General features: G+C 40.4%; 34 protein-coding genes. 30 read left to right on the forward strand and 4 right to left on the reverse strand.

From position 1 onward, the window contains the following. Nucleotides 1–145: 145 nt before the first annotated feature. From ACE01R_RS16210 to ACE01R_RS16225, 4 genes are all read right to left on the reverse strand, one after another. Nucleotides 146–442 carry a hypothetical protein gene (locus ACE01R_RS16210; RefSeq protein ID WP_395552542.1) on the reverse strand — a complete coding sequence of 99 codons (297 nt, stop codon included), beginning with the start codon at nt 440–442 and terminating at the stop codon, nt 146–148. An 11-nt stretch (nt 443–453) separates the two neighbouring features. Next, nucleotides 454–669 carry a helix-turn-helix domain-containing protein gene (locus ACE01R_RS16215; RefSeq protein WP_395552543.1) on the reverse strand — a complete coding sequence of 72 codons (216 nt, stop codon included), beginning with the start codon at nt 667–669 and terminating at the stop codon, nt 454–456. Next, nucleotides 669–1,352, reverse strand: a complete 684-nt coding sequence (locus ACE01R_RS16220) for a hypothetical protein (protein ID WP_395552544.1) — start codon at nt 1,350–1,352, stop codon at nt 669–671. Before ACE01R_RS16220 ends, ACE01R_RS16215 begins: the two co-directional genes overlap by 1 nt. A 494-nt stretch (nt 1,353–1,846) precedes the next feature. Beyond that, nucleotides 1,847–2,539, reverse strand: a complete 693-nt coding sequence (locus ACE01R_RS16225) for a S24 family peptidase (protein WP_395552545.1) — start codon at nt 2,537–2,539, stop codon at nt 1,847–1,849. Nucleotides 2,540–2,757: 218 nt separating this feature from the next. On the opposite strand from ACE01R_RS16225, the gene ACE01R_RS16230 reads away from it, so the two are divergent. The 30 genes from ACE01R_RS16230 to ACE01R_RS16375 all read left to right on the forward strand — a co-directional run bounded on the left by ACE01R_RS16230 (nt 2,758) and on the right by ACE01R_RS16375 (nt 20,771). Continuing rightward, complete coding sequence (locus ACE01R_RS16230; protein WP_395552546.1) at nt 2,758–2,943, forward strand: hypothetical protein; 186 nt, start codon at nt 2,758–2,760, stop codon at nt 2,941–2,943. A 29-nt stretch (nt 2,944–2,972) separates the two neighbouring features. Beyond that, nucleotides 2,973–3,800, forward strand: a complete 828-nt coding sequence (locus tag ACE01R_RS16235; RefSeq protein WP_395552547.1) for a phage antirepressor KilAC domain-containing protein — start codon at nt 2,973–2,975, stop codon at nt 3,798–3,800. Beyond that, on the forward strand, nt 3,797–4,597 hold the full coding sequence (locus tag ACE01R_RS16240; RefSeq protein ID WP_395552548.1) for a replication protein: 801 nt from the start codon (nt 3,797–3,799) through the stop codon (nt 4,595–4,597). Before ACE01R_RS16235 ends, ACE01R_RS16240 begins: the two co-directional genes overlap by 4 nt. After that, the gene (locus ACE01R_RS16245) at nt 4,594–5,202 is read left to right on the forward strand and encodes a restriction endonuclease (protein ID WP_395552549.1); all 609 of its coding nucleotides are present in this window, start codon (nt 4,594–4,596) and stop codon (nt 5,200–5,202) included. Before ACE01R_RS16240 ends, ACE01R_RS16245 begins: the two co-directional genes overlap by 4 nt. Beyond that, nucleotides 5,199–5,543: a hypothetical protein gene (locus ACE01R_RS16250; protein WP_395552550.1), complete on the forward strand. Its 345-nt coding sequence runs from the start codon at nt 5,199–5,201 to the stop codon at nt 5,541–5,543. The genes ACE01R_RS16245 and ACE01R_RS16250 overlap by 4 nt, the downstream gene beginning before the upstream one ends. Beyond that, complete coding sequence (locus tag ACE01R_RS16255; RefSeq protein WP_395552551.1) at nt 5,540–6,046, forward strand: hypothetical protein; 507 nt, start codon at nt 5,540–5,542, stop codon at nt 6,044–6,046. Before ACE01R_RS16250 ends, ACE01R_RS16255 begins: the two co-directional genes overlap by 4 nt. Continuing rightward, on the forward strand, nt 6,043–6,399 hold the full coding sequence (locus ACE01R_RS16260) for a hypothetical protein (RefSeq protein WP_395552552.1): 357 nt from the start codon (nt 6,043–6,045) through the stop codon (nt 6,397–6,399). Before ACE01R_RS16255 ends, ACE01R_RS16260 begins: the two co-directional genes overlap by 4 nt. After that, the gene (locus ACE01R_RS16265) at nt 6,396–6,851 is read left to right on the forward strand and encodes a hypothetical protein (RefSeq protein ID WP_395552553.1); all 456 of its coding nucleotides are present in this window, start codon (nt 6,396–6,398) and stop codon (nt 6,849–6,851) included. Before ACE01R_RS16260 ends, ACE01R_RS16265 begins: the two co-directional genes overlap by 4 nt. A 13-nt stretch (nt 6,852–6,864) precedes the next feature. Beyond that, the gene (locus tag ACE01R_RS16270; RefSeq protein ID WP_395552554.1) at nt 6,865–7,263 is read left to right on the forward strand and encodes an antiterminator Q family protein; all 399 of its coding nucleotides are present in this window, start codon (nt 6,865–6,867) and stop codon (nt 7,261–7,263) included. A 37-nt stretch (nt 7,264–7,300) separates the two neighbouring features. Continuing rightward, nucleotides 7,301–8,074, forward strand: a complete 774-nt coding sequence (locus ACE01R_RS16275; RefSeq protein WP_395552555.1) for a hypothetical protein — start codon at nt 7,301–7,303, stop codon at nt 8,072–8,074. Nucleotides 8,075–8,867: 793 nt separating this feature from the next. After that, the gene (locus ACE01R_RS16280; RefSeq protein WP_395552556.1) at nt 8,868–9,167 is read left to right on the forward strand and encodes a hypothetical protein; all 300 of its coding nucleotides are present in this window, start codon (nt 8,868–8,870) and stop codon (nt 9,165–9,167) included. Nucleotides 9,168–9,235: 68 nt separating this feature from the next. Then, nucleotides 9,236–9,817, forward strand: coding sequence for a hypothetical protein (locus ACE01R_RS16285; protein WP_395552557.1), 582 nt, complete (start codon nt 9,236–9,238; stop codon nt 9,815–9,817). 552 nt (nt 9,818–10,369) lie between these two features. Continuing rightward, complete coding sequence (locus ACE01R_RS16290) at nt 10,370–10,765, forward strand: hypothetical protein (RefSeq protein WP_395552558.1); 396 nt, start codon at nt 10,370–10,372, stop codon at nt 10,763–10,765. A gap of 92 nt (nt 10,766–10,857) precedes the next feature. Then, nucleotides 10,858–11,049 carry a hypothetical protein gene (locus tag ACE01R_RS16295; RefSeq protein ID WP_395552559.1) on the forward strand — a complete coding sequence of 64 codons (192 nt, stop codon included), beginning with the start codon at nt 10,858–10,860 and terminating at the stop codon, nt 11,047–11,049. Beyond that, nucleotides 11,027–11,254, forward strand: a complete 228-nt coding sequence (locus tag ACE01R_RS16300; protein WP_395552560.1) for a hypothetical protein — start codon at nt 11,027–11,029, stop codon at nt 11,252–11,254. The genes ACE01R_RS16295 and ACE01R_RS16300 overlap by 23 nt, the downstream gene beginning before the upstream one ends. Nucleotides 11,255–11,262: 8 nt before the next feature. Beyond that, nucleotides 11,263–11,463 (forward strand): hypothetical protein, encoded by a 201-nt coding sequence (locus tag ACE01R_RS16305; protein WP_395552561.1) that lies wholly within the window; start codon nt 11,263–11,265, stop codon nt 11,461–11,463. A 201-nt stretch (nt 11,464–11,664) separates the two neighbouring features. Beyond that, on the forward strand, nt 11,665–12,018 hold the full coding sequence (locus tag ACE01R_RS16310; protein ID WP_395552562.1) for an HNH endonuclease: 354 nt from the start codon (nt 11,665–11,667) through the stop codon (nt 12,016–12,018). Beyond that, complete coding sequence (locus ACE01R_RS16315) at nt 12,018–12,236, forward strand: hypothetical protein (RefSeq protein WP_395552563.1); 219 nt, start codon at nt 12,018–12,020, stop codon at nt 12,234–12,236. The genes ACE01R_RS16310 and ACE01R_RS16315 overlap by 1 nt, the downstream gene beginning before the upstream one ends. Before the next feature lie 97 nt (nt 12,237–12,333). After that, nucleotides 12,334–12,780, forward strand: coding sequence for a phage terminase small subunit P27 family (locus tag ACE01R_RS16320; RefSeq protein ID WP_395552564.1), 447 nt, complete (start codon nt 12,334–12,336; stop codon nt 12,778–12,780). Nucleotides 12,781–12,792: 12 nt separating this feature from the next. Beyond that, on the forward strand, nt 12,793–14,484 hold the full coding sequence (locus ACE01R_RS16325; RefSeq protein ID WP_395552565.1) for a terminase large subunit: 1,692 nt from the start codon (nt 12,793–12,795) through the stop codon (nt 14,482–14,484). 55 nt (nt 14,485–14,539) lie between these two features. Beyond that, nucleotides 14,540–15,133: an HK97 family phage prohead protease gene (locus ACE01R_RS16330; RefSeq protein ID WP_395552566.1), complete on the forward strand. Its 594-nt coding sequence runs from the start codon at nt 14,540–14,542 to the stop codon at nt 15,131–15,133. Then, on the forward strand, nt 15,130–16,461 hold the full coding sequence (locus ACE01R_RS16335) for a phage major capsid protein (RefSeq protein WP_395552567.1): 1,332 nt from the start codon (nt 15,130–15,132) through the stop codon (nt 16,459–16,461). The genes ACE01R_RS16330 and ACE01R_RS16335 overlap by 4 nt, the downstream gene beginning before the upstream one ends. A gap of 89 nt (nt 16,462–16,550) precedes the next feature. Further along, the gene (locus tag ACE01R_RS16340; protein WP_395552568.1) at nt 16,551–16,721 is read left to right on the forward strand and encodes a hypothetical protein; all 171 of its coding nucleotides are present in this window, start codon (nt 16,551–16,553) and stop codon (nt 16,719–16,721) included. A gap of 3 nt (nt 16,722–16,724) precedes the next feature. Further along, a complete protein-coding gene (locus tag ACE01R_RS16345; protein WP_395552569.1) occupies nt 16,725–18,140 on the forward strand; it encodes a phage portal protein in 1,416 nt (471 codons plus the stop codon). Continuing rightward, nucleotides 18,137–18,430 (forward strand): head-tail connector protein, encoded by a 294-nt coding sequence (locus ACE01R_RS16350; RefSeq protein ID WP_395552570.1) that lies wholly within the window; start codon nt 18,137–18,139, stop codon nt 18,428–18,430. Before ACE01R_RS16345 ends, ACE01R_RS16350 begins: the two co-directional genes overlap by 4 nt. 146 nt (nt 18,431–18,576) lie before the next feature. Continuing rightward, a complete protein-coding gene (locus ACE01R_RS16355; RefSeq protein ID WP_395552571.1) occupies nt 18,577–18,933 on the forward strand; it encodes a phage head closure protein in 357 nt (118 codons plus the stop codon). After that, a complete protein-coding gene (locus tag ACE01R_RS16360) occupies nt 18,918–19,397 on the forward strand; it encodes an HK97-gp10 family putative phage morphogenesis protein (protein WP_395552572.1) in 480 nt (159 codons plus the stop codon). Before ACE01R_RS16355 ends, ACE01R_RS16360 begins: the two co-directional genes overlap by 16 nt. Beyond that, complete coding sequence (locus ACE01R_RS16365; protein ID WP_395552573.1) at nt 19,394–19,768, forward strand: DUF3168 domain-containing protein; 375 nt, start codon at nt 19,394–19,396, stop codon at nt 19,766–19,768. Before ACE01R_RS16360 ends, ACE01R_RS16365 begins: the two co-directional genes overlap by 4 nt. 68 nt (nt 19,769–19,836) lie before the next feature. Further along, nucleotides 19,837–20,307, forward strand: coding sequence for a phage tail tube protein (locus ACE01R_RS16370; RefSeq protein ID WP_395552574.1), 471 nt, complete (start codon nt 19,837–19,839; stop codon nt 20,305–20,307). After that, entirely contained in the window at nt 20,307–20,771 is a 465-nt protein-coding gene (locus ACE01R_RS16375) for a hypothetical protein (protein WP_395552575.1), read from the forward strand. The genes ACE01R_RS16370 and ACE01R_RS16375 overlap by 1 nt, the downstream gene beginning before the upstream one ends. Nucleotides 20,772–20,799 lie beyond the last annotated feature (28 nt).

The following is a 20,799-nucleotide window of genomic DNA, read 5'->3' on the forward strand; positions in this document are numbered from 1 at the left end:
CGCTCAGCACTTTGCAAAACAGTATCTGCATTGCAGTAATTAAACTCAGCTTTATTGGTATTTACAGCCGGCTTAATCTGGCCACCATTCGCTACAAATTTTGCAACAGCTTCCGAGTAATCGGGTTTGATTTGAGCTCCAATCATCACGCTGCAACCTTCAATATTCTTGGTGCCTGAGCACGTAAAGACTCAATTAACGATTTACCCACTTTCAAATACTGCTTAAGAAAAATCGCGTAGCGTTTCTGTGCTGCAGTGTTCATCTTTCCAGTGCCATCAATTTCCAGTGTTTCTTTATTTGGCATGCTGTAGCGTACGCATGGGACATGTCTAATAAACTTAGCCTGGTAACCGCCGTTTAAAAGCCATGTTTCAAATGGTCCAGCAAGTTGGAAGTGAATTTGCTTTGTGCCTTCTGGCTCAATTGCCAGATACTTCATTTGAATTTCCATCACCAGCCACCTCGATTATTGAGCATGCCGTACATGTCCAATTTTTTGCGCAGGGTGCCGCGGTTTAAGCCAAGAATTTCGGCAGCTTTGGTTTGATTGCCATGACACTTGATCATGGTTGCTTTAAGCAATGGCTTTTCAAATTGAGCTAGAGCTTTTTGATACGCCGTACCTTTGTTGGCATCAAAAAATTCAGCAGGGAAAAGAGTTGTCATTATTCATCCTCCTCATCTTTAGAAGGGTCGTATTTTTTAAGTTCCTTACACAATGAGTCGCGATCCTCATCTAATGAGTCACGGAAATCACTCAATACACCATTCACATAAGTTTTGATGAACCAAAAACAGTGACCTTCATCAAAAGCCTTAACTGTGCAATTTAGCTTAAACTTTGAAATCCAAGCTTCCAAAACAGGAGTTGGGGATTTCCATGCAGTATCGAATTCAACAGATTTATCGGTTACTTCAATGTCATATGCATTCCATTTAGTTCCCCAGTTTTCATGCGACCATTCATACCAGGTTTGGCAGTTATAAGTTTCTATGTTTAGAACAACTTTTTTGCCTATTTCTAGCAGATGATCTGCGCTATAAAGACCTTTATCCACACATCTTTTAGCGCTATTAATTGCGCGATCAGCATCGTCGAATTTGTTGCTGAAATACCCGTCATTAAAATATTTTTCAATTTGATCCCGGGTAATAGCTTTGGTTAAACCTTGAGTTAAGTAAAAGGCTAAAGCTGCATCCGTTAAGGTGCCAGACTCAATATTTAAACTTTCTGGCATTGGGATAACGTTATTGAAATCAAACTTACGGGCATCGCTACACATGAAAGATAAGGCTTCTTGTGCATTGCCTGAGGTAATTTCAACCTTATTGGTTACATGATTTGGCATGATTATTTAGCCTCGCTGTATTCAGCCTGGCGTGCCAAAGACTGTTCAGTTTGATATTGCACTTCACGTTCAGAGCTGCGCAGGTACATGTAAGACAAGGACAGAACTGTGATTAGGATTAAAAGGAATGAACAAACGTTTGCAAAAATGTTCACGGGCTTGCCGTACATTTCTTCGTACGTTGGTTCCTGGTGAAGGATTGCAGTCGTTTGACTTTTGTTAGTGTCAAACGTAGGGGTTTGACTGTGTGATGGATGGTAGGTCATAATCGCCTCGTAATCTTGCAAGTGGTTACATGAGGCCCAGTTTCCGTCCAAAGTTGCTGGGCTTTTTTGTGTTTACGAGTTTTATGTTAATTATAGTTAACCATATAGTCAATAGATTAGTTAAAATTAGTTTACTTTAGTTAATTTTGATGAAAAAAAACCTCCTTTTTAAGGAGGTTTTTTTGTTAATAAATGTAAACATTAAAAATGATTTTTAAATTGTGTGGATTAATCCGCAAAATTTAAAGAGTTATTCATTACTGCTTCAGCTCGACCGTACACTTCACATATGCCAGGTTCAATAAAATCTACAGTGCTTGTAAATGGAGCCTCTTTATTAATTGGTCTTAAATAATCGCCAGAGGTGTCTTTATATAAAACACGTAGTACAGCATTGCCATTTATTATTGCTAAAACCAGATCTCCATGATCGTAAGATTTTGGTTTTAAATTAATAGCAACAAGTGATGAGGCTGGAATTTTTGGCTGGTTGGCATTACCAACTTCTTTTACCCAAAATCCTGATCCTTGCTCAATTCCTTTTGGCAAAGGAATTTCTTCTAAGTCAGAAGGCAAGCTAAGTTCTTTATTATTACCACTTTTTGCTACATGCATTTGTAGAGATTCTCCTACTTCTACAAGGTTTATTATGGGGCCATATCGCACTCTCGAATGTGAAGAATCTTTACTTTCTAAAGATTGCGATATTTGAATTGATTCTTTTCCAGATAAAAGATATTCAGCTGACGTATCTAATAATTTTGCTAAGTCATGTATATATTTTGAAGAGGGTATGCTTTCTCCTTTTGTCCATTTTGTTACAGCTGCTTTGCTGACCTTTAAAAATCTCGATATATCTGCACCAGATATATGTCTGCTATTCATCAGGTCGACTAAGCGATCCGCGAAATAAAAGCCCATGAGTTGATCTCCGATTTATTTTTTTTACAAGGCTCATTGAGTCCTTGTATTTAAGTTTTATGGCTTGAACCCGCCACAAAGGTTTACTCGTATAAATTTGTTAACGCATTAAGATGGATGAACCACGTAGCGTTAACTAATATTAACATCGGATATTGAAACTTTCATTGTCACGTGTTAACTTAAATAAACTAAAATGGTCAATTAAAGTAAACTAAATGAATGTATCTGATTTAAAGGAATTTTATGGAGTTAACTCCAACATCGATTTATCAAAGCGGATTAAAAGAACGCGAGTAACTATTTGGAAATGGGAAACGCAAGGGATTCCTTTAAGAACGCAAGCAATGTTTGAAGTCGAATCACAAGGGAAACTTAAAGCTGAGCTGTTCAAAGCTTCTTGAATTTAATTAATTAACCAGGAGTGGAGAGTATGCAATCTACAAACAGGAAAGGCTTAACCGCTGTAACGGCCAAGCCTTTTTGCTCAAAACCTGCGACGGAAATGAACATGAATATGTTAGCACAACCAAACAGCAATACAAACCAAGTAACAATGTCATCGCTTGACCTTGTTGACTACATCAATGTACATCGCAAAGAAGTTGCAACAATTGATAAACCTTATGTGGAATTAAACCATAGCGACTTTATGCGAAAAGTTCCAAAGGTTTTGAGTGATGAGGGTAGCCGAAAATTTTCTGACACCTATGTTCACACTCAGAACGGTCAAACCTACCCATGCTTTCGTTTTCCAAAACGCGAAGCCTGCCTTATGGCCATGTCATACAGCTACGAATTACAGGCTCAAGTTTTTGACCGCATGACCGCAATGGAAGATGCGCTTAAAAAACCAGTTATTAATCTGGATGATCCTGCATTCTTACGCCAAGCCCTGCTTGGTTATACCGAAAAAGTAATTGAGCTTGAGCAAAAAGTTCAAGTGCTTGAGCCAAAAGCAAAAGGCTTGGATCGCATTGCCGACTGCACCAACGTCTTAGGTATTCGCGAATCTGCAAAAGTCCTCAAGGTTGGTCAAAACCAGTTGGTTCAATACCTCATTGACCACAAGGTTGTTTACCGAGACCAACATGGAAAAATTCAGGCTTATCAAAAATCAGTTGATCAAAAGCTTATTCATGTTGTGACCTCTGCACCGCGACTATTTGAGTCAGGTGAAAAAGTATTTACCCAGGTAAAACTCACTCCAAAGTTAATTGCTCGCATTGCGAAGTGGTTAGAGAAAGGAGTAGCAGCATGAGTCAATGGATACCAAATTCTTTCCAAATGCCAAACGCTCTCGTTGATTCAGGGATGCTGGCAAAACTTAAAGGCTCTTCACTTGCCATGTATATCTTCATTGTGCGTAAAACACGTGGATGGCAAAAAGAGTCTGACTCAATCAGTCTTTCTCAGTTTATTGAGTTCACCGGGTATGGGAAAGATGCTGTTTTAAGTGGTGCTGACAAGTTGGTCGAGCTTGGCTTGATTAAGCGTATTGAATATCAAAACCAACCTGCTTTTTACACCTTAAATGAGCTACCTGAAAGTGTTACTGATGGGGAGTCGGAAAAACCGACTGCGGAAAAAACGCATGCGGATAAAACGACTGGGGGAGTCGGAAAAACCGACAACACGCAGTCGGAAAATCCGACCCACAATAACAACTATAAAACAACTAATACAAAAACAAATATTAGTAAGGAGAAATCTAAAAAACCCTCTTCTGAAAAACCGGCTGCTTTTGATGCGAAATCAGTTGAGTTGCCAGCGAATGTAAATCGTGAACTTTGGATTGGTTTTGTTGATATGCGTAACAGCATTAAAAAACCGCTTACTGAAAAAGCAGTTGGTTTGATGATTAACAAATTGATTAGTTTTGGTGAATTGGCAAATCAGTCCCTGGAAAACTCAATCATGTGTAATTACCAGGGTGTATTTCTTCCTAAGACACAACCTGCGGTAAATCAAGATCAACTGCAGACGCAACGCCGTCGTTTTGGCAACCAGGTGGCAAATCAAAGTGGAATACGCACAGTGGGAGGTCAAACTCAATGAGCAATATCGAATTATTCAAAAATGCCTTTGCAGTGAATTTCCCTGTTGAAGTAGCTGACATGGTTCTGGATCGCATGAGTGAATTGTACGGCGCTGAATTCGACAAAAAATACGCTGGATATGCAGATGATGAACTTCGCCAGTTGGCATGCACGGTATTGAATGGTCTAACTCCAGCTGACATTGCTCGTGGAATTACTCGCATGAACTCTGAAGAGTGGTGTCCTAAGAACCTTCCTACTTTCCGTTCATGGTGTGAACAAGGCGGTGACTGGTGGACTGCTGACATGGCTTGGGCAAAAGCAATGCAGTTTGAGTCAGATCCATCAACTCCGATTACTAAATTGGCAAAAGTTACCCTGGAAGAAGTTCGCCACGTATTGAACGTGGAAGGACAAAAAGCAGCTCATTTCGCATTCAAGGATATCTATCAAGATTACCTGCGCCGTGCCAAAGAAGCGGGCCGGGTTCAAGAAATGTGGGTAAAGCCAAAAGCTGCAAAAACAATTGGATTTGATGAGCGTAATCGCTCTGGTGTGCCTTGCCCGCCTGAATTGGTGGCAAAGATTGGTAAGGGATTTAAGCGTTTAGGGGGTGGGGTGTGAAGAAACGTCAGATTAAAAAGAATAACCACACAGCTATGAATCTACTTATGCAGTTAGATCCACGGTTTTACACCGAAGGAAGCTTCAGTATTGAGGATGGAATTTGGTGTTCCTGGTGGCAATGTGGTGGCTACGATGTTGAATGGGATTATGAGCCGGCGTTTGAACAGCTCCAGATGTACTTAGAAAACCATCTATCAAAGTGTGATTTTGTTGAAACTGATGATGATGAGTGTCCAGTTAAGCTTGTATATGAGTTCACACCCGACCTCAGCACCGCTAAAAAAGTTTTTGATCTTGCTAAACAGTTGATTGAGCAAAGCGTAGGGGGTGGGGTGTGAGTGTACTTTCTGAATATAAGGATTCAAGCGGCATTACGACTTATCCAAAACCGCTTACTGACCACATGTTTGCTGGGCTTAATAAACAAGAAAATATCGACTTCAAGATTTGGCTTGGTTTGATTGGCGAGAACGAAATTGAAATCGCTGCTGATCAGAAGCTTGAGATTTATTTTGTTGAAGCATTCAAAACGCAGAAAGCGGATCGCTGCAAGCAATTCAACCCAGCTCAAAAGGCACCTCATATTAGCTTTTGGTATCTCTATGCTGAGGCAGACCGTGTTTGCACAGGATTAAGACATGGTTGTCAATTCTGGCAACTAGTTGATTGGGTGCCAACTCAAGAGGAGTTTAATAACGCATTCCCGGAGCCTGAGTCACTAGAGCTTGAATATGCACCACCAATGGAACCAGTGGTAGAGCAAAACAAACCAAAAGAGAAGGCAAAAGCAAAACCGGTTCGTGATGAGTGGACTCTAGATTTATTTGGTGGTGCCGCATGAACAAAAATGACCGCGTAAAAGTCGATTTTGTTTCTGAATCCCGTACTGAATTCTCTGGTAACCACTTCGCTGGTGAAGGTGTAGTGGATCGTGTTGAAGATGGTCGCGTGTTTGGTCGATTGGATAATGGAACGCCGTTCATGTGTGCTATGTCCGATGCAACTGTCATTGAGCAGAGTGATAAGCGTGCAGGGTATGAAGCCTTCTTGATGAGCCAACCTTTTTACCTGCAATTGAAGTATATCCACGGCGACCGGTTATTTGATTTTGATCAGGGGATTGGGTACCGCAATTTAACTGTTCAGGTCGGCTATGTGTGCTGGTGCAAAGGTGACAAGGAGTTTGTGATTTGAAAATCCTCATCGGTATCGATACTGGTGTTCATACAGGCTTCGCCGTTGCTATTGATCGTGGCAACGGCGGAGAGCTTGAGCAAGTGGAATCGCTCTCTATTACCCAAGCCATGGAACAAATACGGGACCGCATTAATTCAGATGGTAAGGACAATATTTTTCTCTATATCGAAGATGCACGAAAACGCACCTGGTTTGGCAGCATGGATGCTCGTCAAGCAAAAAGCGGTGCAGGAGTACGAGAAGGCGTTGGATCGGTTAAGCGTGATGCTCAGATCTGGGAAGACTGGTGCACAGAGCAGGGCATTCACTTCAAGATGATCCACCCAGCTGCCAACGCAACAAAAATGAAAGCGGATGATTTTAAACGTATGACCGGCTGGACCGGTCGCACGAATGAGCATGCACGTGATGCGGCTATGTTGGTTTTTAAAAGATTTTGGAAGGTTTAAGGAAAGAATATAAATGAGCGCAATTGTAGAAGTAAAACCAACAGTTCGAATGATGCAAAATGAATTGGCTCAGTGGGGTAAATGGGCGCGTCATGCTTCTTATAATCCAAGTGAATTGACTTATACCTCGCCTACATATGGCTTGATGCGTTTAAAAGAAGGGGTGAAGTCATCTGGTGTTCAGGTGGTGCTTGATGATGATGCTTTGGTGGCTATTGATCACCTAGTGACTCAGTTAAGGTTTTCACGGCCTGACCTGTATCAGTGGATTGAGTTTCATTATTTGAAGGGGTATCCGATCGCTGTGTTGGCGAGTAACACAAAGGTGGATCGCCGTAATATTGATAAGTATTTATTAGCTGCTGAGACCTGGTTGGATAGTCGGCTTGAAGCAATTTGCGGAAATGTGTGAGATATTATCCCCTTAAATATAGGGGATTTTTATATCAATGATCGAAGAAATGCTGACAGCGCAAGCCACCATTCAGGCAGCTGAAATACAAAAATTTGGAACAATTTGGGGAGCGGTTATAGGTGGTGCAGCTCTTGGTATTGGTGTATTTGCATCATGGCTAACCTCACTTCATTTACAAAGGGTGGCAAGGTTGGCAGAGACTAGGAAATTCGTTTATTTAGAGCTGGTAGAAAACTATTCCGATATGATTATGGGATTTCAATTGCTTTTATCTGATCTTGATAAAAACTGGGTAAATCAAAAAAAATTAGTCATGGCATTTAGTAAATCTATAGATAAAACAGCTTTTATTTGTGAAACAAGTACCAAGCGGGAGATATTAAAATTCTTCGAAATATTTATTTCAAAATTTATTTTAATTCAAGAGCAGATCAATCCTCTTATAAAAGAGAAAGCTGAAGTAGACTCATTATATGAGCGACATCGCAGAGCAATGGATCTTTTTGATGATGCTGCTATGGAGATGGAGAAAATTAAAATTAGTGGAGAGGGCATTGAAAAGATTCCTCGTATTCAGAGATATTTTGATGAAAAGATAGAGGAAGGTGGTGGTTATATAAAATCGATGAATGAAATTGCAGCAAACATAAAAGAAAAATCAAAAACAATAAGTCCTTTGCTAAAAGACCTTATAAATGAATTAAGTGTTAATAGTGGTCCAATAGTCCATTTATTGCGTAAAGAGCTTGGTGCAAAAACAGATATAGAGTTGGATAAAATTTTACAGAGTCAAATGATAATTGAGTAAAACTATATTGCATTGCGCGCAGCAACATGGCATATTTGTGTTAAGGTCGGCGTAGTTACATACAGTTGACCATTTTGGATTGATCTCCATATATTTAGTACAAGCAAGCTACTCAAACTTGTACAAAAAACCTGCTTAGTTGCGGGTTTTTTAATATCTGAAATATTTGAAAAATGTAATATTTTGTCTTGTTAGTTACTCATTGCCGTGGCATATTTATCGAACAGTCAGAGTAGCTATACAAAGACTAATGGATTGATCTCCGTTAAAGACATCACCCGCTATAGCGAGGTAGATGATCAAAGCCCACTATAATGTGGGCTTTATTTTAGAAAAGTGGCTCATCATTCGATGGGCTTTTTTGCATTTAGTGGTACTCTGTTTCAGTCATAAATTACCAGGCAATTTAATTGAACGTATGTATTGGTGGCGACTTAGCAGGTCAAGTGGTTGAGTTAGACAAACGATTCTTTAATGCAAAGGAAGTCGAAGAAAATAAGACCTCGGAATACTATAAGCAGAGATATATTATTGGTGACGATGAGTACAGATTTTGGATATCCAAAGATATGAAGTTGTGCGATGCCACGGATCAGGTTGAAGTGTATATACGAAAGCCAAAGAATTAAATTTAAGAGCTCATCGGAAGGTCGTTTTTATTGTTCACTAATGATGATAAATGGAACTTAATTTTGTTTTTTTATTCTTGATGTCTTTTATTAATCACTTATATTATTGATTTAATGATAGTATTGTTGTCTAATGTGTTAATTTTGTTAAAGCAACACTTCAGATGAATAAGTATGAGTATGAATTAAAGAAAATTGAAGCTGTTTCAAAAGCGAAAAAGACTGAATGGATCTTTAAAATCATACAAACACTTGTTGTAATGGGTGGTATTGTATGGTTGTTTAGTATTTTAATGAACAGCTTGGAGGCTATAGCAAAATCAAATCCGGAAGCCTTAGCATCTTTAGCGGTTGTTTTTGAAAAACTAAATTTAGCTGAAATAACTAGCTATCTTGTAGGTATATTAGGTATTAGCTATGGATTGTATGAACGTAATACTAGAAAAAAAGAGTCACAAATGTAACAACTAAAATATAACCTAATGTGATTTAATATAAATTGTACAGAATTCTCTTTTGTAGGGGTATTGGTATGGAAAATTTGGTAATTTTTTCGATAAACGCACTTGTAATTATGGCGATTTGGTTTTTCTGCTTCAAACCAGCAGTTAAATCTCGAAAACAAGTTGAATTACAGATTTTGAAAAAAGAAATTAATCAATTTTTTTCGTCAAATCCAAAACTTGCGCACAATAAGATAATGAAACAAAAATTGCTTGAGGTTGTCTCAGATACCGAAAGCACCCTTGATCATGTATCCTTAAGTGCATATATAGCTTGGACTATTGAAGTAGAGAAGAACGAAGCTCTTAGAATTGCATTGGATAAGGAAATTGATGAAAAATTCTTTACTAAAGATGCTAATTTAAAAGAATTTATTTCAAAAGTTAGAAATGAATCTTCAATGATTGGCATAAGCTATATGATTGAATCATCATTTTTCTTATTAGCATTTGGTTCTATTGTTTCTGTATGTATGTTTATTAAAGATTTGTTTAAGAAAGGTAGAATTACTTTCAAAGATATTAGACCTGAGTTTGAGGCGACTGCTGAAAAAATTTTTAAATCAGACTTTATTGAACAGAAAAGTTTTTTTACTACAAAAATGTGTTAAATAGAATTATTCATTAAATTAAAAAGGCACCTTCCAGGTGCCTTTTTTGTGCTTCTCCTATTACCCAAAAGTGTAAGTTGAATGCCGCCACCCACATTTCATATGGTGAGAAAATTGTTTATTTATTTGGCTTTTTAATGCTCAATAAGGTATAAATTAAGATGAGTTAATAATTTGATTTAATTAACATTATTTTTGATTTTGGTATATTCTGCCACTGAATGTTATTTGAATAGTGCACAAAATAGCCATCCAGAAACAGCTATAGTTTCTGAATGACCTCATCACTCTCAAGGTCATTAGTTTATAGGCCCATATCCAACTACTACTGGAGTGGGCTTTTTTTTGCATGGAGAAAAGTAATGCTTCGATTTCTACGCAAGTTATTCTGCTTTCATGCATTCGATTATGAGTCTGACATATTTGCAGAAGTTGAATGTCGCAAATGCGGCAAAACAAAGCCTGAATAATTAAGTAATACTAAATCAAAAACATAAGCCTGGTCATTAAGTTGGTCGGGCTTTTTTATTATCAAAAAAGTGAGTGTGGAAAATGAATAAGTTTCAGAAAGGTAATGCAGATAATGTGCTGATCGGTATGATTGCTGCATTCGTAATTGTGATCTTCTTATTCTTCTTATTTGCATGGCCGCAATACAAAGTTTGGCAACAAGGTATGGCTGGTCAGGCTCAGTTATCTAAAGCGCAGCAGTCTAAGCAAATTGCTATTGAAACTGCAAAAGCAGAGCTTGAGAGTGCGAAGCTACGTGCTGAGGCAATCAAGGTTATGGGTAAAGCTGCTCAAGAGTATCCAGAATATCGCCAGCAGGAATTCATTGGTGCATTTGGTGAGGCATTGCGTGAAGGTAACATAAGTCAGATCGTGTATGTGCCAACTGAAGCAAATATCCCTGTGTTAGAAGCAGGGAAACGCCCAGCAACGGAATAAAGAGTTTCCACTTTGCCGAACTTATTACGGCACATAAAACCTCTCACAGTTACAGCTGTTGAGGGGTTTTTCTTTTCTTATTGGGGTGTCTTATGGATGTGATCGAAGCACAGCGAAACCTTAACCGGTATAAAGCCAATGTTACGGCATTGCAGCAGGTTCATCCGCAAGACCTAAACTTCGATGAGCTAAATACAATTACAGCGCTCATTAAAAAACAGAACAGATTAATCAATAACATTGAAGAATCACTTAAACAGGGTGAGCGCCGTGGATGCAGATGATCAGGCAAGACTCGATGCATTTAAGCGTGACCTATATCGAGATATAACTAGTCGCAAACGATTGTTTGAGGCTGAAACCGGTTTGGCGATTACAGATATTGAGTTGGCATTTGTGAATATATCTACAGTGGATCGGCCTAATGATCATTTGCTGAGTGAAATCATAGTGACTGTGGGTGATCCAGATGACATGCAAATCATGTGAGGAAAGACGTGAGTGGATTAAACAACAAACAGAGCGAGCAAGGCGGCGCATGCAACTGTGTTTGCAACGGCTTACTGGTCAAGCTGGTAGAACAGAACAATCAACTGATTCAGATCAACAACGAGCAGAACGCACAGATCAATGAGCTGTTGATTCAATTGACTGAAGATGATGATGAGCCTAAACGCTCTGGATATTTGGATGATTAGATATGTTTCATAGTGCAAAAGATGATAAAGGTCTTCGACGTGTATATGTGAATGGCAATCGCATTGATTGTGTGATGTGGGCGAATGAAGAACAGGGTTTAGTTTGTTTTGTGCCGCATCGTCGTTTAACCAGGAAGAGTCGACGCAAGGGTGAGATATACACTCAATTATTGCGTGGCAAAGTAACGGTGGAGTTTGTTCATGAGTCGACCATGCCGTGAATGGGGTTGCCCCAACTTGGTTAAGTCACGTAGTCAGAAGGGCTACTGTGATGAGCATGCATCAAAGCGCAGTGGCTGGACTCGTCGTGTAGATCGATCAGGTTCCACAACTGAACGTGGCTATGGCCATGCATGGCGTAAGCTGCGTGAACGTATCTTGAGGCGTGATCAATATCTTTGTGTTGCATGCAAAGCAAAAGGCCGAATAGCTGAAGCCACAGATGTCGATCACATCAAGGCTAAAGCACACGGCGGAACAGACGACCCAGATAATCTTCAATCATTGTGCGCGCCGTGCCATAGAGAGAAGACAGCAAACGAAGGGAAGAAATAATGCAAACCATCAGTGATAAGTTCTCAATTAATTTCTATTTGGTTGATCAGACTAATGCATTTGCATATAGAACCTTGACTCAAGTTCCATCAATTGGTGACCGTGTTGTATTCAATGAAGAACGTTATGAAGTCGTGCGGATTGAATGGTGTCTCGATGAGGACGCTACCAATTACCAGTATCAAGCTCGAATCAATATAGATATCAAGCCACTATGAGGGAGGGGGGAGTCAAAAAGTTCAGGGCCTTGCCCTAAATGACCGCCCCCTTAGTCACATTTTTACGTGAGCGAAATTAAAAATTGAGGATCTTGACATGGGTGGGAAAAATGCGGTAGCAGGCGCAGGCAGAAAGCCCAGGGTGAAGCCAGATCCAAGCAATGACTTTGATGGGATTTGCGATATCGATGTTCCTGAATACATGGACAGAATGGAATACGCCACCATGATATGGAAATCGATAGTTCCAAAGTTACTTGAACGAAAAACACTGAAATTGACTGATATGCACAACGTGGAAATGTTTTGCATTGCTTACAACAATCTTCGCGAAGCCCAGCTAGAAGTAGCTTTGAAAGGTGTCACCATAGAAACAGCAATGGGACGAATTAAAAATCCAGCCGTCACAGTAGTGAACGAAGCATCAAAACAACTGGCTTCATTTGGGGCAATGTTAGGACTTGATCCAGCTTCACGGGCTCGTTTGATGGGCAATAATGGCAAGCCCAAAAACAATCCATTTTCTGAGGTGCTGAATATGTAATGTGGGGTAGATATGACAGCTTTCCCAAACGTAGACATTGCGAATAAGTGGGCGAAGCAGGTCATAACAGACAAAATTCCTGCATGTAAATGGGTCAAATTGGCTTGTGAGCGCCATTTAAACGACCTAAAAAACAGTAAAAATAAAGATTTTCCATACAAATTTGATGCGAAATTAGCAGAAAAGAAGATCGCATTCATTGAATTATTGCCGCATACAAAAGGTGAATGGGCTCTAAAGCGACTCAAAATTACGCTTGAGCCTTGGCAGAAATTTGGTATTGCCTGCACGTTTGGTTGGGTCCGTAAAAAAGATGGCTTCCGCCGGTTCCGTGAATCATATTGGGAGATTCCGCGTAAAAACGGAAAGTCGGCAATTGCTGCAGGTGTGGCCCTGAATATGTTCGCCAATGATGGTGAGTTCGGTTCAGAGGTTTATGCCGGTGCAACAACAGAGAAGCAGGCATGGGAAGTATTTAAGCCTGCTCGACTCATGGCAGTACGTTCACCTGAGTTTATCGAAGCTGCTGGCATTCTTATTAATGCCGGTAGTTTGGAAATCCCGGACGATGGTTCAATCTTTGAGACTATTGTGGGTGATCCACCAGATGGCCAGTCTCCACATTGTGCGATTGTCGATGAATACCACGAACACCAGACCAATGCGTTGTATGACACGATGCAAACGGGTATGGGGGCACGCCGTCAGCCGCTCATGTTTGTGATTACTACAGCTGGATTCAATATTGATGGTCCATGCCATGACATGCGATTACGTGTCCAGGATATGCTGCTTGGTACTGTACCGGATGATGAGCTGTTTGGCTTTATCTGGACCATTGATGAAGGTGATGATTGGACTGATCCAAAGGTTTTACAGAAAGCGAATCCCAACTTTGATGTTTCAGTATATGGCGACTACCTGGAGTCACAGCAACGTAAAGCCGTAAACAATCCAGCACGCCAGAACACATTTAAAACAAAGCATTTGAATGTATGGGTATCTGCCCGATCTGCTTATTTCAATATGGAGAAGTGGCATAAGTGTGCTGATAAATCGCTGCAGCTGGAAGACTTTGCAGATGATGAATGCTTTATGCCACTGGATCTGGCATCCAAGATCGATATCTGCGCCCGGATTAATCTGTTCTACAGAATAATTGACGGCAAAATCCATTACTACTGTGTACGCCCACAATTCTATCTTCCTTCTGAAACCGTATATGACGGTGAGGAAAAGGTAGTAATTGATCGATACCAGAAGTGGATGAATCAAGGGTTGCTTGAGGTTCATGATGGCGCTGAAACGGATCTTGATTTGGTGGCTTCGGATTTAATTGCAGATTCAAAAAGAGTGAATTTGCGTGAAGTGCCATTTGATAACTGGGGTGGTCGCCAGATTGCTAAAACACTTGGCGACAATGGCCTTGAAGTTGTTGAGATTGCCAAAAACACCAAGAACTTTAGCCCGCCAATGAAAGAGCTGGTAGCGGCAATTGCTGCCGGTCGTTTTCACCATGATGGAAACCCGATTTTATCCTGGATGGTTGGCAACGTGATCAGCAAACCAGATGCAAACAATAACGATTATCCACGCAAACAGAATGCTTTCAAAATTGATGGTGCAGTTTGTTTGTTGATGGGGATTAATCGAATTATGGCTGTAGCGGGTGAGCCTGATAAATACGAAGTACATTTTGTTTAAAACTTATTTATTTAACAGCCCACTTTGCGTGGGTTTTTTCTTTTAGGAGAGCTTTATGTCTGCTCTACAGAAATCGTTTGGCTCTTTTGAAATTAAGGCTATTAACGAAGAAAAACGAACATTTACAGGGGTTGCAAGCACGCCAAATCAGGATCGTGCAAAAGACATCATGGTTCCTGATGGTGCTGAATACCAACTTCCAATGCCGCTGCTTTTTCATCATGAAATGAAGAAACCAGTCGGTCAGGTCCTAAGCGCAAAAGTGACTGAACAAGGCATTGAAGTCGAAATCCAGATTCCTGAAATCAAGGAAGAAGGAAAGCTTAAAGAGCGAGTCGATGAAGCTTATCAATCACTGAAATATGACCTTGTTAAAGGGCTTTCAGTCGGATTTATCCCTGATTGGGGAGAAGCTGAATACCTACAAAACGGAGGTATTCGATTCAATAAGTGGGAATGGTACGAGCTTAGTTTGGTAACTATCCCATGCAACCGCGATAGTGGTACAGATTTCAAAAAAGCATTTGAGGAGCACAAAGCCGCGTTGGGCGAAAAACCTCAAGACGTTCCAGATGGCGATTCATCTGAACAAAAACACGTTGTCGTAAAACTTAATAGCCCAACAAAGGGTGGAGTGAAACTCGTATGAACAAATACTTAAAACAACTGCTTGAAGCACTGGCTGCTAAGAATTTAGAACTTCAAGGTCATATGACCAAATCTTTGGATTCAGGTCAAACACCAGATGAAGAAACTGAAGCAGCTATCCAGGCTGTTGAAAAAGAAATTGAAGCAATTGAAAAGAACATTGCTCGTGTTAAAAAGCAAATTGAAGAAACCGAAAAAGCAAAAGCAAATGGTTTAAATCCTGTTGCTGGTCAAAATGGTGCGCAAGCTAAAGCAACTGCAGAGGGTGATCCAAACCCTGCCAATCCTGCGCCTAAAATTGAAATTGTACCTTTAGCTAAGGGTATTGGTTTTGCTCAGTTTGCTCGTGCAAAAATCTTATCGCAGTTGGCGGCCAAAGAAGGTAATTACAAGTCCGCACTTGATGTTGCGAAAGAACGTGGGTTTGGTGATGAAGTCCAAGACCTAGTAACAAAAGCAACATTAGGTACAACAACTGATTCAGGCTTTGCTGCTTCACTGGTCCATGAAAACCGCCTCGTAGGTGAATTTGTGGAAATGCTTCGCGCAGCAACTGTTTTTGATAAGTTGCAAGGTTTCCGTGCTGTACCGTTTAACTCGAAAATTCCAAGCCAATTAACAAGTGGTTCAGCTTCATGGGTTGGTGAAGGTGCTGCAAAACCCGTAACTAACGGCACTTATGGTGAAGTTGAAATCAAAGAGCATAAGCTTGCCGCAATCACTGTTTATACGCAGGAATTAATGCGCCGTTCTGATCCAGCGGTTGATGTACTAGTGCGTGATGACCTGATTGAAGCTTCAAAAACTTTAATTGATGCAACATTCCTGGATGCCGCTGCTGCTTCAACTACTCGCCCAGCAGGTGTTCTAAATGGTGTTGTGGGGATTGCAAGCACGGGGGTAACTGCGGCGGCTTATGAAGCAGACTTGCTGAAACTCATTCAATCATTTGTTACAGCAAATTTAAGCCTTGATGGTTCATACATTCTCATGTCTGAAACTCGTGCTGCACAAATTAGCTTATTGCGTGATGCACTTGGTAACACATACTTTAACGGTATGTCATTACGTGGTGAACGCACGTTAATGGGCATTCCTGTAATCACATCGGAAACAGTAGGTAGCAAGATTATTCTTGTTAAAACTTCTGAAATTTTACTTGCTCAAGATGGTGGTGTGGACGTGTCTTACTCGGATCAAGCAACGCTTGTTGATGGTGCGACTACTCACAACTTATGGCAAGAAAATAAATTTGCTGTACGTGTAGAGAAGTTTATCACCTGGGCAAAACGCCGTCCGATTGCAGCATCGGTTTTAACTTACGCTTAAATGAATAGTATTTAAGCTCTAAACAGCTCCTTAACCGGGGCTGTTTTTATATCTAAGCAACTTAAATTGTTTAGCTATAGGAACAGTCTATGAAGATTAAGTATTTAAAGGTTATGCATAACGCCAATGTTGGTGATGTGCTTGATGTGACAGATTTTGAAGCAAATATCCTGATTAAAACAGGTGTGGCAGAAGAATTTAAGGAACCAGTAAAGAAAACTGCGACTAAAGCAAAACTTAAAACAGAAGAGCAGGAATAGCGCATGGGATTTTTTGACAGACTATTTCGTAAAAAATCGCTATCGTCTGTCAATTCAGGCGGCGGATGGACTTCTTTGTTTGGTGTTGGGTTTCACGCAAACTTTCAGAATGATGTTCAGTATTCAAAAGAAGATTTAGCAGCACATCCTGCAGTTTTTTCATGTGTGAGTTTAATTGCTCAAGACATTGGGAAAATGGGCGTAATGCTGAAGCAAAAACAGGGTAAAATTCTTGTTGATGCTCCAATTCCAGAAGAATTAAGAGTTCTCAAAAAGCCAAATCATTACCAAAATTGGCAACAGTTTTTAGAGTTTTGGATGGTGTGTCGTAAATTACGTGGTAATGCCTATGCGTTCAAAGTTCGTGACGTATTCGGCCATGTAATTCGAATCGTGCTTTTAAATCCCGACCAAATCAAGCCTTTGGTAAGTGATGACGGTCAAGTGTTCTACCAGCTCGGTATGGATACTTTGAACAGTACTGAATCAGTGATCGTTCCTGCATCTGAAATCATTCATGACCGTGAAAACTGCTTATTCCATCCGCTTGTTGGTATTCCTGCTGTAACAGCTTATGGTTTGGCTTCTGGGCTTGGATTAAATATCCTCAAGAACTCTAAAACCATTTTTGGAAACTTGAGTCGACCAAGTGGGATTTTGGTTGCACCTGGTCCTATCTCAAAAGAGAAAGCGGCGCAGGCTGGTGAATCATGGAATGCCAATTATTCAGGTCAAAATATTGGTAAAACTGCGGTACTTGGTGATGATTTAAAATATCAGCCTATTTCAATGTCTGCATCGGATACCCAAACCATTGAGCAGCTCAAAATGTCGAATGAAATTATTTGTTCGGTGTTGCATGTACCAGCATTCAAAGTTGGATATGGAACGATTCCAGCAGGTCAAAAGGTTGGTGATCTGAATGAAATTTACTTTTCTGACTGTTTGCAAAGCCCTGTTGAAGCCATTGAAAACCTACTCGATGATGCATTTGACTTAAAAGATCGAGGCCTTGAAGTATTCCTTGATGTTGATTCACTTATCCGCATGGATAAAGAAACGCAGATGAATATTCAAGAGCGTGGTGTTAAATCTGCAATATTTACACCAAATGAAGCACGGCAAGCCTTTAATTTAGCGCCTATTGTTGGTGGTGACACGGTTTATATGCAGCAACAGAACTATTCTCTGGAAGCACTATCGAAGCGTGATCAAAAAGAAGATCCATTCGGCAAGGCTGAAATACCAAAAGCAGAGCCAAAGGCACAGTACCAAGGTATTTTTAAGTCAGAAAATAGCTATGAAAAAGGCTGTTTTGTGACTCATAAAGGCAGTCTATGGCACTGTGAAAAAGATCATTCAGGTGAATTTAATCATGAGAACTTCAAATTGGCTCAAAAGAAATGGGGTGAATCATGAGCATAGTCACTGTTGATCAAGTGCGTGAACATCTGCGATATGACACTGAAGATAATGATCCAATGTTAGAAATGTATATTAAAGCCGCTGAAAATGCGGTTTTAAATTATGTGACGGATACGTTTGAAAACAATGTTTATCCAGATGATATAAAGCACGCTGTTTTGCTGATGGTTGGCATGTTTGATCGTGAGCGTGAGCCAAGCAAGGAATCATCAATTATTGATAATTATTTGCCGCCAGCAGTACGTGCTTTGCTTTATCCGTATCGCACACCAACGGCCATATAGGTGATTTATGAAATGGTTGAAAAAGTTAATTGGATGCCAGTGTTGAGCTTGTAAGAATGTTCGCTTAGGTGGAGGTTATCAACCTTGCCATAACATGAAAAAAACGGGTGAGCTAAAAACACCACCACGAAAACGATAGGTGATTTATGCAATCAGGCAAATTACCCCATCGCATCACCATTCAACATGAAATTGAAGGTGAGCAAGATCAGGTCACAGGTCATGTACCTATCATCTGGACTGAATTCACCAAAGTTTGGGGAAAACTTGAGGCTTTGTCTACAAAAGATCAGCTTCAAGCTCAAGCCATTAATTCAACAATGACAGCGCGGTGCCGCATTCGATACAGCTCAACAGCAAGTCATATTAATTCAACGATGCGCGTATTGTTCCGTGGCAAGTATTGGAAAATTGATGGTGATCCGATTCCAGATAATGAAAGTGGTTTGGAATGGCTTACTCTAAACCTTGCTGAAGGTGAATCATCATGGCAGTCGAACTAAATATTGAAGGGCTGGATGCTTTTAATAAGAAAATTGCTGAGCTAAAAGACGTTAAGAAAGTTCGATCAAGAGGATTGGCAGCAGCACGCAAGGCCATGAAGATTGTTCAGCTTTCAGCAAAGATTGGCGCAGCCTATATTGATGATCCAGAAACACGAGAAGATATTGAAAAGAATATTGTGATTCGTGCAGGTAAAAGCCGTGACTATGGCACCGTGGTCATGCGCGTTGGTATTCAGGGTGGTGCTGCGGTAAATGCCAAAACAGACCGTGCAAAACTCGCCGCTTTACCAGGTGGAGAAACGGTTTACTGGCGTTATATCGAATTCGGGACCAGTAAGATGCCGGCCGTTCCATTCATGCGCCCAGCACTTGAACAAAATATTCAGAAGGTCACTGATGAATTCGCCAAGACGTTTATGAAATCCATAGAGACGGCAATTGCGAAAGGAAAAATCTCATGACAGCACCTATTTTTGAATTGCTCAATGCCAGTGATGAGGTTAAGGCCTTTCTGCAAACTGGCAATAAGTTGCGAGCTTATGAGTTTGGCCTGGCACCAGATGCACCGCAGAAGCCGTATTTAGTTTGGCAGGATATTTCCGGGGTTCCTCAGAATCATTTAGATTGTCCAGCCAATACTGATCACATAACGATTCAAATTGATATTTACACTTTAGAGCCACTGCAATTGCGAACTATTCGTGAAGCAGTACGAAAAGCTTTAGAGCTTGATAACTCATGTACTGTGACAGATCTGCGCGGCAATGAGCGTGAACCAGTTACAAAGCTTTATCGAACCGGTTTTGATTCAAATTGGTTTGTAGATCGATAAACAGAATTTTCAACATAGCACCCAACCGGGTGCTTTTTTTATGCCTAAAAATTGAGGAGTAGCTACTCATGGCACGTATTAAATCCAATGGAACACAAGTCTACGCCGTGATTGGCGCAGCTGTTGTTCGTTTCTCTTGCCCTAAGGCGTTTTCATTCGGCGAGGACTCATTTTCCAAAATTGATGCAACTTGCTTGGACTCGGATACGAAAGACTATGACCGTGGTCTGCGTGACCCTGGTGAAGGCTCAATTCAAATTGATCTGGATGACGAAAATGCAAGTCACATGCAGTTAATTCAATTGGCTGAATCTGGTGACAAAATTGAATGGCATGTAGGCTCAAGCCATTCAAAAACGGCACCTACTTATGAAGCGGTTGCAGGTATTGATTTGCCAGAGGATCGTATTTGGTGGTCATTTAAAGGTTATTTAAACCCATCTGCACCAACAGTTGAGCAGGATGCATTAGTCAGCTATACATTCAAACTTGTTCGTACTTCAGCAGTTGTAATAACTCCACGAGTGGTGGCTCCATAATGACAGAAGAAGTTAAACAAGTTGAATTGCCTATCAAATTAGGTTTGGACGAGCTTTTAAAATTATCGCAGGAAACGATTGTAAATCTTGTTGATAAGGAAGCTTCATTCTTTATTAGTGATAAGGAATACTCTGTCGACGTTGGTATCAAAGTCCTTTCGTACGATGAAGTGGTAAATTTGATGCGCGGCAAGGACCCTCAAAAGGTTCTTATGGCGGATTTATCCAAGGCCCGTGTTGTTGCTACTATTTTTAATAAAGAAACTAAAGAGCCTTTATTTACTGAAAAAACAGTTGGCACGGCACTTCCACAGCTCATTGATGCTTTGCATAAGGTATCCGATGAGGTTAATGACTTCACGGGAAAGCATCTGATGAAAAATTTGGCGAAGAAGAATTCTGGTGTGAGCTCGTCATCAACGGAATTGGGGGAAGAACAATTGCTGAAGCCAAGCGAAGAATAGCCCATCAAGAATACCTAACATGGAAAGC

Source organism: Acinetobacter sp. BSP-28 (assembly GCF_044130285.1).
Lineage (GTDB): Bacteria > Pseudomonadota > Gammaproteobacteria > Pseudomonadales > Moraxellaceae > Acinetobacter.

Coding starts and splice junctions, on each gene's coding strand:
- ACE01R_RS16210 (WP_395552542.1), bottom strand. CDS start 442: ATGAAGTATCTGGCAATTGAGCCAGAAGGCACAAAGCAAATTCACTTC.
- ACE01R_RS16215 (WP_395552543.1), bottom strand. CDS start 669: ATGACAACTCTTTTCCCTGCTGAATTTTTTGATGCCAACAAAGGTACG.
- ACE01R_RS16220 (WP_395552544.1), bottom strand. CDS start 1,352: ATGCCAAATCATGTAACCAATAAGGTTGAAATTACCTCAGGCAATGCA.
- ACE01R_RS16225 (WP_395552545.1), bottom strand. CDS start 2,539: ATGGGCTTTTATTTCGCGGATCGCTTAGTCGACCTGATGAATAGCAGA.
- ACE01R_RS16230 (WP_395552546.1), top strand. CDS start 2,758: ATGAATGTATCTGATTTAAAGGAATTTTATGGAGTTAACTCCAACATC.
- ACE01R_RS16235 (WP_395552547.1), top strand. CDS start 2,973: ATGCAATCTACAAACAGGAAAGGCTTAACCGCTGTAACGGCCAAGCCT.
- ACE01R_RS16240 (WP_395552548.1), top strand. CDS start 3,797: ATGAGTCAATGGATACCAAATTCTTTCCAAATGCCAAACGCTCTCGTT.
- ACE01R_RS16245 (WP_395552549.1), top strand. CDS start 4,594: ATGAGCAATATCGAATTATTCAAAAATGCCTTTGCAGTGAATTTCCCT.
- ACE01R_RS16260 (WP_395552552.1), top strand. CDS start 6,043: ATGAACAAAAATGACCGCGTAAAAGTCGATTTTGTTTCTGAATCCCGT.
- ACE01R_RS16270 (WP_395552554.1), top strand. CDS start 6,865: ATGAGCGCAATTGTAGAAGTAAAACCAACAGTTCGAATGATGCAAAAT.
- ACE01R_RS16275 (WP_395552555.1), top strand. CDS start 7,301: ATGATCGAAGAAATGCTGACAGCGCAAGCCACCATTCAGGCAGCTGAA.
- ACE01R_RS16280 (WP_395552556.1), top strand. CDS start 8,868: ATGAATAAGTATGAGTATGAATTAAAGAAAATTGAAGCTGTTTCAAAA.
- ACE01R_RS16285 (WP_395552557.1), top strand. CDS start 9,236: ATGGAAAATTTGGTAATTTTTTCGATAAACGCACTTGTAATTATGGCG.
- ACE01R_RS16290 (WP_395552558.1), top strand. CDS start 10,370: ATGAATAAGTTTCAGAAAGGTAATGCAGATAATGTGCTGATCGGTATG.
- ACE01R_RS16295 (WP_395552559.1), top strand. CDS start 10,858: ATGGATGTGATCGAAGCACAGCGAAACCTTAACCGGTATAAAGCCAAT.
- ACE01R_RS16310 (WP_395552562.1), top strand. CDS start 11,665: ATGAGTCGACCATGCCGTGAATGGGGTTGCCCCAACTTGGTTAAGTCA.
- ACE01R_RS16315 (WP_395552563.1), top strand. CDS start 12,018: ATGCAAACCATCAGTGATAAGTTCTCAATTAATTTCTATTTGGTTGAT.
- ACE01R_RS16320 (WP_395552564.1), top strand. CDS start 12,334: ATGGGTGGGAAAAATGCGGTAGCAGGCGCAGGCAGAAAGCCCAGGGTG.
- ACE01R_RS16325 (WP_395552565.1), top strand. CDS start 12,793: ATGACAGCTTTCCCAAACGTAGACATTGCGAATAAGTGGGCGAAGCAG.
- ACE01R_RS16330 (WP_395552566.1), top strand. CDS start 14,540: ATGTCTGCTCTACAGAAATCGTTTGGCTCTTTTGAAATTAAGGCTATT.
- ACE01R_RS16335 (WP_395552567.1), top strand. CDS start 15,130: ATGAACAAATACTTAAAACAACTGCTTGAAGCACTGGCTGCTAAGAAT.
- ACE01R_RS16340 (WP_395552568.1), top strand. CDS start 16,551: ATGAAGATTAAGTATTTAAAGGTTATGCATAACGCCAATGTTGGTGAT.
- ACE01R_RS16345 (WP_395552569.1), top strand. CDS start 16,725: ATGGGATTTTTTGACAGACTATTTCGTAAAAAATCGCTATCGTCTGTC.
- ACE01R_RS16350 (WP_395552570.1), top strand. CDS start 18,137: ATGAGCATAGTCACTGTTGATCAAGTGCGTGAACATCTGCGATATGAC.
- ACE01R_RS16355 (WP_395552571.1), top strand. CDS start 18,577: ATGCAATCAGGCAAATTACCCCATCGCATCACCATTCAACATGAAATT.
- ACE01R_RS16360 (WP_395552572.1), top strand. CDS start 18,918: ATGGCAGTCGAACTAAATATTGAAGGGCTGGATGCTTTTAATAAGAAA.
- ACE01R_RS16365 (WP_395552573.1), top strand. CDS start 19,394: ATGACAGCACCTATTTTTGAATTGCTCAATGCCAGTGATGAGGTTAAG.
- ACE01R_RS16370 (WP_395552574.1), top strand. CDS start 19,837: ATGGCACGTATTAAATCCAATGGAACACAAGTCTACGCCGTGATTGGC.
- ACE01R_RS16375 (WP_395552575.1), top strand. CDS start 20,307: ATGACAGAAGAAGTTAAACAAGTTGAATTGCCTATCAAATTAGGTTTG.